The following is a 10761-nucleotide window of genomic DNA, read 5'->3' as shown; positions in this document are numbered from 1 at the left end:
AGCCAGAAACCCTCTCTTATCAATTCAGCCTAATCTGTCCCATTGGCGCTGACGTCAGACAAGTCAAACATGGTTTACCCTTAGCGTTGCACAGGGCTCCGGTGATTTGACCTATAGCTTAAAGTACTCCCGCGACATAACAAAAGACTCGAGATTGGGTTCAAATCCCAAAGACTTTGTTACGTATCTGGCAGCCCCATCCCTGCGACACATACCACTCCCGATCCGTTGAACATCAACGGTCCCGCTTGGAACGAGCCGGGTCCAGATGTGTTTCACATCATCTTCAAAGGACCAATCACAGACCCCCTGCCGATCTTCATCTTCTTCGATCTGTTCTGGCAACAGCTGCAAAAGCAAATGCCAATGAGGATTTACATCTGCTTTTTCCGGAAACGCTATCCAATAAATCCGTTCGTCGACTCGCTTTTGCCATTTTGGACCAACAAGATTGCGATTCACCCGGGCATCCCAAGCTCTCAATCGCGCTGCCATATCATGACGAGTGAACATTTGGTTATTGGACGTCAGTGTGATGAAGTGCGTGAACCACATTCTGTTCAACCATTCGCGAACAGCTTCGCGTTCACTGGATCTCGGGGGACTACTACGTTGAAAGTCGGTCTTCATCATGTTCAGGATTATAGCACATCGACCAAGTTCCGAAAAGCAACTTCCCTTTTTATCAATAACTTATCCATGCCAAGTCTTTGACCGAAGGTATACTCTATAGCCAATAAGCATCTCATTCAGTGAACCCAGACCTGAAAAAACTTATTTCCGTTTTAACAACACAAATATATCAAACCTAATGACTAACATAATCAACACGGCGCAAGCCCAAGTCATAAGCACAAAACCCACAGCTCCTAAAAGCGCCGACCACTCAAGACAGCGTTTCACAACGAACTATATCTCATAGGTTTGAAATGGTGCCCGGGGGCGGAATCGAACCACCGACACGAGGATTTTCAATCCACTGCTCTACCCCTGAGCTACCCGGGCACGGGTGAACGGTTCATCGTTCGGGTGGGCGGGTTGTAGACGGGGGGGATAGTGGTGTCCAGAGGGAAAATGCAGGTTTTTCAGTGCGGGCCGTGACTTTCCGATGGCGGCGTTCGGGCCAGTGCCTCGGCCGCATCTTCCAGGTCTTCCGGGTCGCTTGATGCCACGGCATAAGAGCCATTCAGCCAGCGTCCCAGATCCACATCTGCGCAGCGGCGCGAACAGAAAGGACGATAGGTCGGATCGGTCTTTTTCTGGCAAATGGGGCAGCTCATGTCAGGTCCTTCAGGCAGGCGCTCAGGCTCATCCGTTCGCGTTTGCGCTGGAGTTCGAAATTGCCCAGCGTGGTCCAGCCCACCAGCGAGGTCTCGATCCCGTCGGCACGAAACGCCTTGCGCAGGGCCTGTTCAATCTGGCGGCGGTCCTTCTTGGGGCTGGGGGCGAAATCGACGACGATCTGGCCGCCCAGACCGCGGCACCGCAAGGCGCGCGGCAGGGCTTGCGCGGTGGCGATATTGGCTTTCAACCCGGCTGCAGGGCTGGTGTCGCCACCGGTGTTCACATCCACCGCCACAAAGGCGCGGGTCGGTTCGACAAAGGCAAACGCAGCGCCCGACAATGGCACGCGCGCATGGGCCAGATCGGCAATCATGTCTGTCACACCGTGGCGATCAAAAGCCCCCGCGTCCTGATCCAGCTGATCGGGCGTCGGCCATTCGCGCCAGGCCTGATGATGCGGGTCGGCGCCATCCAGCAGCAGTTCGGTCGCCTGCCCCTGCCCATCCCCATCCGCGCGCACCGTGCGCGAGAGCTGCAACATCTGCGCGATGTCGTCGGCAATCTCGTCATCCGTACCGGTGACTGCCACGGACCGCAGAATCAGCCCTTCCTCCGCGCCCTCCATCACCTCATGCGCGATCTCCAGAAGACGCACACGTTCTTCATCGTCGCGAATGGCGCGGCTGACATTGATACCGGGGGCATCGGGGGTCACGATGGCGAAGCGGCTTTTGAACAACAGCTTTTGCGCCACCGGCACGGCTTTCCCATCCTCGGCAAACCCCGTGACTTGCACCAGAACGGGCTGGCCGGGTTTCAGGCCCTTTCCCTGCCGCAGGAACGCTGTCTCGCCGTCGGGCAGGCGCAGCATCATACCGCCCTGCCCCTTTAGCGGGCGGTCGCAAATCGCGCGGAAGATTGCACCGGGCAGTGTCACATCGTCGGGTGGCTCGATCAGCAGATCTTCCAGCCGTCCATCCACGATATGGGCGGCTGCCAATCGGCCTTTGTAGCGGTCAAGCGCGATCACACTGCCCTTCATGTGCGTTCTCCATAGATCGGGTATCCTGCTGCCACCAAAAGGTTGGCAGTTTCGGCCACCGGCAGGCCGACAACGGCGGTATAACTGCCCTGAAGCCAGGTCACGAAGGCCCCGGCCGGACCCTGGATGGCGTAAGCACCGGCCTTGCCGCGCCAGTCGTCAGAGACGAGATAGGTGTTCAGCTCCGGGTCGGACAGGCGCTTGAATTTCACGGTGGTCACGACATCACGCGCCCAGGTCCGGCCCGCATTGCGCACCACAACCGAAGTGATGACCCGGTGCCGCCGCCCGGACAGGGCCAGCAGAAACTCCGCCGCCTGCGCTGCATCCTCGGGCTTGCCCAAAATGCGACGGCCCAGCGCCACTGTGGTATCGGCACAAAGCACGATTTCATCCGAAGCCACATCCATCGCAGCCGCCTTTGCCTCGGCGATCCGGCGACAATAGGTCAGCGGCAATTCACCCTTTGCGGGCGTTTCATCCACATCAGGCGGGCGCACGTCATCTGCAACAAGGCCGAGCTGCCCCAGCAACTCGGCCCGTCTTGGGCTGCCAGAGCCCAGAATCAGCTTCGGTCGGGTCATGCCCGGCGGACCGCTTATTTGAAGCGGTAGTTGATCCGACCCTTGGTCAGATCATAGGGGGTCATTTCGACCTGTACCTTGTCACCAGCCAGAACGCGGATGCGGTTTTTCCGCATCTTTCCTGCCGTATGCGCGATGATCGTATGGCCGTTTTCCAGCTCGACCAGGAATGTCGCATTCGGCAGGAGGTCCTTCACGACACCGGGGAATTCGAGCAGTTCTTCCTTGGCCATGTTCACTCCTGTTATTACGCCCACCACCTGTAGGCGTCCCTTAAATGGGGCCAAACTTTCAGTTTTTCAAGGGAAATCCGGCGTGGAGACCGTTTAGACCGAGGTTTCATCGCCTTGCGGCTGCGGTTCGCCAAAACGCTTCAGGATATGGCCGCGAATCTGGTCGCGAGTCTGGCGATAGGCGGCCAGTTTTTCCTCGCGCCGTGTGCCCAGCCCGGTGGGGTCGAGGATCGGCCAGTATTCCACATCCAGATGGAACAGTCGGGTCAATTCCAGGGCACGACGCTGGCTGGCGGGGGACAGGGCCACGACCAGATCGAAGCTGGACAGGTCATCGCCCCATTCTTCCATCTGGTCAAAGCTGCGCACGCGGTGATTTGACAGGGTGATGCCAAGCTCGTCACAGACCGCCACGGAAAAACCGTCAACCTCCATATCGCTATGGACACCGGCGGATTGCACATAAATATCATGGCCGTAGAAGGCTTTCATCATCCCCTCGGCCATCGGCGATCGCACGGCATTGTGGTCGCAGCAGAACAGCACCGATTGGGGACGATCTGCGGACATGCTCAGCCCCAGTGCAGGACACAGATCAGGGTGAACAGGCGGCGCGCGGTGTCAATGTCGACATTGGCCTTGCCTTCCAACCGTTCCTGCAACACCCGCGCGCCTTCGTTGTGAATGCCACGCCGGGCCATGTCGATGGCCTCGATCTGGCTGGGCGGCAGTTTCTTCACGGCGTCAAAATAACTTTCACAGATGGCAAAGTAATCTTTCACCACCTGCCGAAACGGGCCGATAGACAAATGAAACTCCGCCGCCTGAGCGCCGTCTTCGGTCTTTGCATCCACGACCAGCCGCTTTTCACGGATCGACAGCCCCAGGTGATATGGACCGTCCGGCACAGCCTGCCCGTCGCGCCCGACCAGTTCGAAACTGTTGTCTTCCAGCAGGTCGAAAATGGCGACCTTGCGTTCCTGTTCAATCGCGGGCGTGGGCGCGGCAAGCCCGCTGTCGTCAATCTGAATGTCGTTGATGCGGTTGGTTGTCATCGGGATACTCTGTGGATCAATCGTTCAAGGCGTCAAGCCGGGCGCGCACGGACAGGCCATGCGCTTCCAGGCTTTCGGAAATGGCGAGGGTTTCGGCAGCAGGCCCGATCGCGGACAGCGCCGCAGGGGTCATCCGGGCCAGCGTGGTGCGTTTCAGGAAATCCATCACCGACAGGCCAGAGCTGAACCGGGCCGAGCGCGCCGTGGGCAAAACGTGGTTTGGTCCGCCGACATAATCGCCGATGGCTTCGGGCGTCCACTGGCCGAGGAAGATCGCGCCCGCATGGGTGCATTTGTCCGACAGGGCTTCGGGATCGGCCACGCAAAGCTCCAGATGCTCGGGCGCGATGCGGTTGGACAGGGTCGCGGCCTCGTCCAGATGGCGCACCGTAATCACGGCACCGAAGTCGCGCCAGCTTGCGCCCGCAATCTCACGCCGCTCAAGCGTTTCGAGTCGCTTTTCAACGGCCTGCGCAACTTTGCGCCCGAACGCCTCGTTCGTGGTGATCAGGATCGACTGCGCGCTTTCGTCATGTTCAGCTTGGCTCAGCAGGTCCAGCGCCAGCCAATCCGGGTCGTTGTCGGGGTCGGCAATCACCAGAATCTCAGACGGGCCAGCAATCATGTCGATGCCCACCTTGCCGAACACCCGGCGCTTGGCGGCGGCGACAAAGGCGTTGCCCGGCCCGGTGATCTTGTCGACAGGCGCAATGGTTTCGGTGCCGTAGGCCAGTGCCGCAATCGCCTGCGCGCCGCCGATGCGATAGACCTCGTCCACGCCGGCAATCCGGGCCGCCAGCAGCACAAGCGGATTGACCACCCCGTCCGGCGTCGGCACGGTGATGGCAAGCCGTTCCACCCCCGCCACCTTGGCCGGGATCGCGTTCATCAGGACCGATGAGGGATAGCTAGCCAGCCCCCCCGGCACGTAAAGACCCGCCGCCGAGACCGCCGACCAGCGCCAACCCAGATCGGCCCCGGCATGGTCCGTCCACCGTTGATCATGCGGCATTTGCCGCGCGTGATAGGCGCGGATGCGATCCGCCGCCAGTTCCAGCGCCGCGCGGTCCGTGTCCGACACCTTGGCGCATTCCGCATCAATCTCGTCCGTCGAAAACCGCAAGGTCGCAGGCGTCAGGTCCAGCCGGTCAAACTTCGATGTGAGCTCGATCACCGCCGCATCGCCACGGGCGCGCACATCCGCGATGATCCCGGCGACAATGTCATCGACCTCGGGGCTGTCTTCGCGTTTCATGGACAAAAGGGCCGCAAACCGCGCTTCGAAATCAGCATCGGTCGCGTTCAGAAACTGGGGCATGGTCTATTCCGGGTGTTCAGGCGTGTGGCGGGACGGGGCGATATAGGGACGGGTGACATCTTGCAGGGTGACATCCAGTGTTTCGACTTCAAGCGCAATCGCGCCGTCGCCTGCAAGCACCAGTTCCAGACGCCCCATGCCATCTTCTGCGGGAACAAAAGACAAGGACAAAAGCGACAAAACCAGATCCTTGTCACCCCGCTCAAAGCCTTGACTTTGCACTTTCAGAACATCCGAAACAGACAGGACACTCTGCACCCGCTCAACCGGCCGTTGGCGGCGTTGGGCGGCGGGCATATCTTCCCACCGGAAGCGATTGAGCAGGAGCGCAAAGCGCCGGTGGCGTGCATCCCACGCGATTTCGGACGCCGGGAACACCGCGTCCTGCACCAGCGCGCTGATCACCTGAAGATCCTCGTCATCCATCGCCATCAGGCGCAGCGGGGCTTCTGCCCCATCCTCGAACCGGGCGTCTTGGTCTGAATTGCTCATTCTTTGATCCGTTCAATTTTGGCCCCGATCGAGGACAGCTTGCGCACGACCTTCTCGTACCCGCGGTCCAGGTGATAGACGCGGCTGACAACGGTTTCGCCTTCCGCCGCCATGCCCGCCAGAATCAGCGACACCGAGGCCCGCAAATCTGTTGCCATGACCGGCGCACCTTTCAGCTTCTCGACCCCATGCACCGTGGCCGTGCCACCATGCACTTCGATATTCGCCCCCATGCGCGTGAGTTCAGGGGCGTGCATGAAGCGGTTTTCAAAGATGGTTTCGTGCAGAACAGATGTGCCATCCGCCGTGCACAGCATCGCCATCATCTGGGCTTGCAGATCGGTCGGGAAACCGGGGAACGGTTCGGTTGTCACATCAACCGCCGACACACGCCCGTTCTTGCGCGCAACTTTCAGTCCGCGCTCGGTTTCCTCAACGTGGATGCCCGCCGCGTCCAGCTTTTCAACAAAGCTTTTCACCAGATCAATGCGCCCGCCCAGACACTCGACCTCACCGCCCGCAATCGCCGGGGCCAGCATGTATGTGCCAAGCTCGATCCGGTCGGTGACAACCGGGTGCGTAGCGCCATGCAGGCGGTCAACGCCCTGAATGACGATCTCGGACGTGCCGTCGCCCTCGATCTGCGCGCCCATCTTGCGCAGGCAGTCGGCCAAGTCGACAATCTCGGGCTCGCGCGCCGCATTCCGAATAACAGTGGTGCCCTTGGCCAGCGTCGCCGCCATCAGGATATTTTCCGTGGCCCCGACCGAGGCAAAGGCCAGTTCGATCTCGGCCCCCTTGAGGCCACGCGGCGCCTTTGCGTGCAGATAGCCGTCTTTCAGCTCGATCTCGGCACCCAGCTTTTCTAGCCCGAAAATATGCAAATCCATCGGACGCGCGCCGATTGCACAGCCCCCCGGCAGCGACACCACGGCATGGCCCAGACGCGCCAGCATCGGCCCCAGGACCAGGTTCGAGGCGCGCATCTTGCGCACGATGTCATAATCAGCAACGTGATTGTTGATGTCGTGCGACGACATCGCCAGCACCTGCCCGTCCTGCATCGACGTGGCCTCGGCCCCAAGGGACTCCAGCAATTCGGTCATCGTCTTGATGTCTGACAGGCGCGGCGCATTGGTCAGGGTCAGCGGCTCCTCCGACAACAGGGTCGCCGGCATCAGGGTCAGACAAGCGTTCTTCGCCCCCGCAATGGGTATTTCGCCGTGCAGTTCACCACCACCGGTCACAACTATCGAATCCATCTGCCCGCCTTTGCTATTGGTCTTTTTCTGTCTGCGACCGATTGGCCCCATGATCCGCCCGCGCCCGCGCCTGAGATTTGCGCCGCGCCATATTGGCCTTCAGCGCAGCCTTCAGCCGCTCGTCACGATCTGCCCCTTTTTTCTGGGGTTTTTGGGGTGTCTTCTTACGCTCCATATCCCCTTCTGTAACGCAGGTTCAAAAAAGGGTCCAGAATGCGCTTGCGTCGCGCACGGATTAGAGCTAATCAGCCGCCCACGACAGGTCGCTGCTGTAGCTCAGAGGTAGAGCACTCCCTTGGTAAGGGAGAGGTCGAGAGTTCAATTCTCTCCAGCAGCACCATGTTTCCATCTGAAAATCATTGATCTAGCCTGCAGTCACGGGTGAATGGCCTCGGGCGATCCGCTGATATTGTATGAATTCTGCTTGTGAATGCTGCGTTCATACATGCGCCCAATTCCCGGCGTCCGCTGCATGTTCTATCGGATCCTCGCATCTTTCAGCCCAAACCCATCATCACCGTCCATCTGCGCTTGTTGCGCCAGGCTCCGCCCTGGCTTTAGACAAGGTGCCGCACCACCTCTGTTTACTCATGTTAGACGACCCGCTAGTTTTCGGCACCGGCTTCGATCTGCTGAAGTCATTACGATACTGAGCGAGTTTTTCATGGTTGATGCCCCCTTGATCCAAACAAAATCCGATGGTCCACACCCGAAAGTGGTCGCGACCATCAAGGGGGTTGAAGTCCTTGAGGCACCTCATCTCAAGCCTGCGATCCTGCGTCGGATCCGCAATGGCGATTATGAACGCCCAGAGGTCGAGTTCGGGCTTGCCAATCTGAGGCCGGGTGATCGAATCCTCGAAATGGGTGCAGGCGCGGGCATTGTTGGGTCCGTGTTCGCCAAGAACATCCGGGACATTGAACTGCGTTCCTTTGAAGCCAATCCGGACCTGATCGAACATATTCGCATGATCTATGCGCATAATCAGTTGGATGCGGTCGCATTGGTCACGAACAGGATCGTGGTGACCGGACAGGACCAGCCAGACCATATGGATTTTCACGTTCGAACCAATTTCCTGGGATCACGCTTGTCCGGGGAAAACAACGAACCCGAAGCGCGTCGGATCAGGGTCGCAACCTCGCACTATGACGACATAACACAAGACTTCCCCCATAACGTCCTGATCATGGACATCGAAGGAGGTGAGTTGGATTTCCTGACTGGAGCCGACCTTTCTGATGTCGAGCTGGTCATGCTTGAACTGCACCCGAACGTCTATGGCGCGGAAGGTCGCGAACAGATTTTCACGCTGATGCAAGCCAAGGGATTTGAGCTGGATCGCACGACATCCAAAGGGCAAGTGGCATCATTCAAGCGGCCCGAAAGGTTGAAGCTCAAACCTGATTATTCACAGATCAGCAGTGGTCCAACTCAGCAGCAAAGCTATGACCTCGACCCCCAGAAGGCATTGGCAGACGGTATCATTACGAAAAAGAACGCCGTACTGGCCAAAACGCCCCGAAGCCAGGGTCATCAGATTGCCGCGTCGGTTTTTGATCAACATCGCAATCAGGTGCCTGAGGCGATCTGCTGGTTGACTCACCAAAAGCCGGCCACAACCTTGCGATCACATCCACGGCGCAACAGGATCAGGACGCTGGAGGGAACCTGGTTGTTTGGTGGGTGCTTCAACCCGGCTTTCGGGCACTTTCTGACGGAAACCATCGCTCGGCTGTGGGCCCTGGATCACATTTCGCAACCGCTTGATGGCGTGCTTTTCTTGCCGAATTACAACGACCACGAAAATAACGCGGCCGAAATGTTTTCGAACCTGTCAAAAGTGTTGGATGTCGATATCAAATTCAAGATTTGCGACGCGTTCTATCGCGTGGACAAACTTGTCATCCCGCCGCAGGGAAACGGGCTGGGGCGGCTTATGTTATCTTGCCCCGAGATGCGTGCGTTCATGAAAAAGCATATCAGACGCGATTTCGAACCGACACCACATAAAAAACTCTACATCTCCCGCTCCGGTCAATTTAACAAGGTGGGCCGCATCTTTTTGGGGGAGCACACCCTTGAAACGCATCTGCGAGACGAGGGGTATACCATTTTTCATCCTCAGGATCATTCCTGGGAAGATCAGTTGCGTCATTACCTTTCGGCGACACATATCCTTGGCCCGGATGGAAGCCCATTTCATTTGGTCAACTACACAGGGCGGTCTGATCTTTCTGTCGGCATTATACAGCGGCGTCCGGCGCATGAAGCCAATCAGATGGCGCAGCAGGGGCGACTTTACGGGGTCAGCAATGCGGTGGTGGTGTCGCATCTTGGACGGCTCTGGGCGCGGTCGGGGGATCGTCGCGCGGCCCAAGCTATGGTCAGTGAGGTTCAGTTGGCGCCATTATGTGAAGATCTGAAATCACGTGGTTTCATCAGCCGTAAGGCCGATTGGCTAAACCTGAGTGATGCAGAACTTAAAGCATCACTGCAATCCATCGCCGATGCGAGCAATGCCGACTACAGGCGTGTTTCGCACATAAATGAGTCGCTGACGGATTTTCCAATGCTTGCCAATCCCGATCGACCAACCGTTTTCATGTGAACTGCAAAGGGCATCTGATGCTGCGCTATAGGCGCCGTGTCGTGGCATCGTTCGCAAAGGAACGACGATCAGCAACCATAGGTTGATTATCCTGACCAGTTCTTTGTTAAGACTTGCATCCGCTTTTGATCGGTGAGAGCGTGGTGCGCCAAGGTTTTGCGGTACATGCACAGATTGTTTCGCAATTCGTTGTGCAATTTAGGGTTGTTTTTCTCATCGGTGTAACCAAGATTTAACCATGAGCCGGAATCAAGCGATCGACTCGCTGTTGAACGAATTGGGACCAATGGCCTCGGCGGGATATTTCGTCGGGCTGCATATCCGTTTTGCCGCACCTCTCTTGACCTTCCAGACCTACCCGCAATCCTGGTCCGATCATTACACGCGCAATGCGTTTGCGTTGCGCGACCCAATGATCGCCTGGGGCATATCGCGCACCGGTGCCACCCGCTGGAGCGATATTGACCTGCCCGACCCGTTCGACATTCTGAAAGATGCCGCGCGCCACGGGCTGGTCTATGGCGTCTGCGTATCCTGTGGCGAGATTTCGTCGCGGACGGTCGCAGGTTTGGCCCGGGCAGACCGGGAGTTCACGGATGAAGAGATCGCCGCCATCAGCGGTGTCGTGCTTCGGCTTCACCATGTTTCACAACCCCCCGACACCCTGACCAAAGCCGAGATCGAGGCGCTTCAGGTGCTGGCATCCGGCGAACGCTATGCGGCCGGTGCGGTTGTGCTGGGCATATCGGAAAGTGCGCTGAAGGCGCGTCTGTCCTCTGCCCGCAAGAAGTTATTTGCACGCACCTCGGCCGAGGCCATTCAGAGAGCCAAGGATTATCGACTGATCTAGACCCGGCTGTCGCCTGGGCGTGCTTCCCGT

At 58.3% G+C, this 10761-nt stretch carries 13 protein-coding genes and 2 tRNA genes; 3 read left to right on the top strand and 12 right to left on the bottom strand.

Translation table 11 applies throughout. The features are described from left to right. Positions 1–111: 111 nt before the first annotated feature. The 12 genes from IE188_RS09960 to IE188_RS09905 form a co-directional block, all read right to left on the bottom strand. Positions 112–633, bottom strand: coding sequence for a hypothetical protein (locus IE188_RS09960; protein WP_191286326.1), 522 nt, complete (start codon positions 631–633; stop codon positions 112–114). 297 nt (positions 634–930) lie between these two features. After that, positions 931–1005 (bottom strand) — tRNA-Phe (locus IE188_RS09955). Positions 1006–1085: 80 nt separating this feature from the next. Next, positions 1086–1280: a DNA gyrase inhibitor YacG gene (locus IE188_RS09950; protein ID WP_191286325.1), complete on the bottom strand. Its 195-nt coding sequence runs from the start codon at positions 1278–1280 to the stop codon at positions 1086–1088. Then, positions 1277–2326 carry a ribonuclease E/G gene (locus IE188_RS09945; RefSeq protein ID WP_191286324.1) on the bottom strand — a complete coding sequence of 350 codons (1050 nt, stop codon included), beginning with the start codon at positions 2324–2326 and terminating at the stop codon, positions 1277–1279. Before IE188_RS09945 ends, IE188_RS09950 begins: the two co-directional genes overlap by 4 nt. Next, positions 2323–2910, bottom strand: coding sequence for a Maf family protein (locus tag IE188_RS09940; protein ID WP_191286323.1), 588 nt, complete (start codon positions 2908–2910; stop codon positions 2323–2325). The genes IE188_RS09945 and IE188_RS09940 overlap by 4 nt, the downstream gene beginning before the upstream one ends. A gap of 14 nt (positions 2911–2924) precedes the next feature. Beyond that, the gene (gene infA / locus IE188_RS09935) at positions 2925–3143 is read right to left on the bottom strand and encodes a translation initiation factor IF-1 (protein ID WP_021101650.1); all 219 of its coding nucleotides are present in this window, start codon (positions 3141–3143) and stop codon (positions 2925–2927) included. A 93-nt stretch (positions 3144–3236) separates the two neighbouring features. After that, the gene (locus tag IE188_RS09930; protein ID WP_191286322.1) at positions 3237–3713 is read right to left on the bottom strand and encodes an arsenate-mycothiol transferase ArsC; all 477 of its coding nucleotides are present in this window, start codon (positions 3711–3713) and stop codon (positions 3237–3239) included. Between the two features lie 2 nt (positions 3714–3715). Next, entirely contained in the window at positions 3716–4198 is a 483-nt protein-coding gene (locus tag IE188_RS09925; protein WP_191286321.1) for a UPF0262 family protein, read from the bottom strand. A 16-nt stretch (positions 4199–4214) separates the two neighbouring features. Beyond that, positions 4215–5516, bottom strand: coding sequence for a histidinol dehydrogenase (hisD, locus tag IE188_RS09920; RefSeq protein ID WP_191286320.1), 1302 nt, complete (start codon positions 5514–5516; stop codon positions 4215–4217). Positions 5517–5519: 3 nt separating this feature from the next. Beyond that, complete coding sequence (locus tag IE188_RS09915; protein WP_191286319.1) at positions 5520–6008, bottom strand: DUF2948 family protein; 489 nt, start codon at positions 6006–6008, stop codon at positions 5520–5522. After that, on the bottom strand, positions 6005–7270 hold the full coding sequence (gene murA / locus IE188_RS09910; RefSeq protein ID WP_191286318.1) for a UDP-N-acetylglucosamine 1-carboxyvinyltransferase: 1266 nt from the start codon (positions 7268–7270) through the stop codon (positions 6005–6007). The genes IE188_RS09915 and murA overlap by 4 nt, the downstream gene beginning before the upstream one ends. A gap of 13 nt (positions 7271–7283) precedes the next feature. Beyond that, positions 7284–7445 (bottom strand): hypothetical protein, encoded by a 162-nt coding sequence (locus IE188_RS09905; protein WP_191286317.1) that lies wholly within the window; start codon positions 7443–7445, stop codon positions 7284–7286. Between the two features lie 90 nt (positions 7446–7535). On the opposite strand from IE188_RS09905, the gene IE188_RS09900 reads away from it, so the two are divergent. The 3 genes from IE188_RS09900 to IE188_RS09890 all read left to right on the top strand — a co-directional run bounded on the left by IE188_RS09900 (position 7536) and on the right by IE188_RS09890 (position 10731). Beyond that, positions 7536–7610, top strand: a tRNA-Thr gene (locus tag IE188_RS09900). A gap of 324 nt (positions 7611–7934) precedes the next feature. Continuing rightward, the gene (locus IE188_RS09895) at positions 7935–9881 is read left to right on the top strand and encodes an FkbM family methyltransferase (RefSeq protein ID WP_191286316.1); all 1947 of its coding nucleotides are present in this window, start codon (positions 7935–7937) and stop codon (positions 9879–9881) included. A gap of 238 nt (positions 9882–10119) precedes the next feature. Further along, positions 10120–10731, top strand: a complete 612-nt coding sequence (locus IE188_RS09890; RefSeq protein ID WP_191286315.1) for an autoinducer binding domain-containing protein — start codon at positions 10120–10122, stop codon at positions 10729–10731. Positions 10732–10761 lie beyond the last annotated feature (30 nt).

Source organism: Aliiroseovarius zhejiangensis, assembly GCF_014656375.1.
Lineage (GTDB): Bacteria > Pseudomonadota > Alphaproteobacteria > Rhodobacterales > Rhodobacteraceae > Aliiroseovarius > Aliiroseovarius zhejiangensis.
The sequence above is the reverse complement of the archived record's forward strand: the minus strand, read 5'-3'. Positions and strand labels throughout refer to the sequence as shown.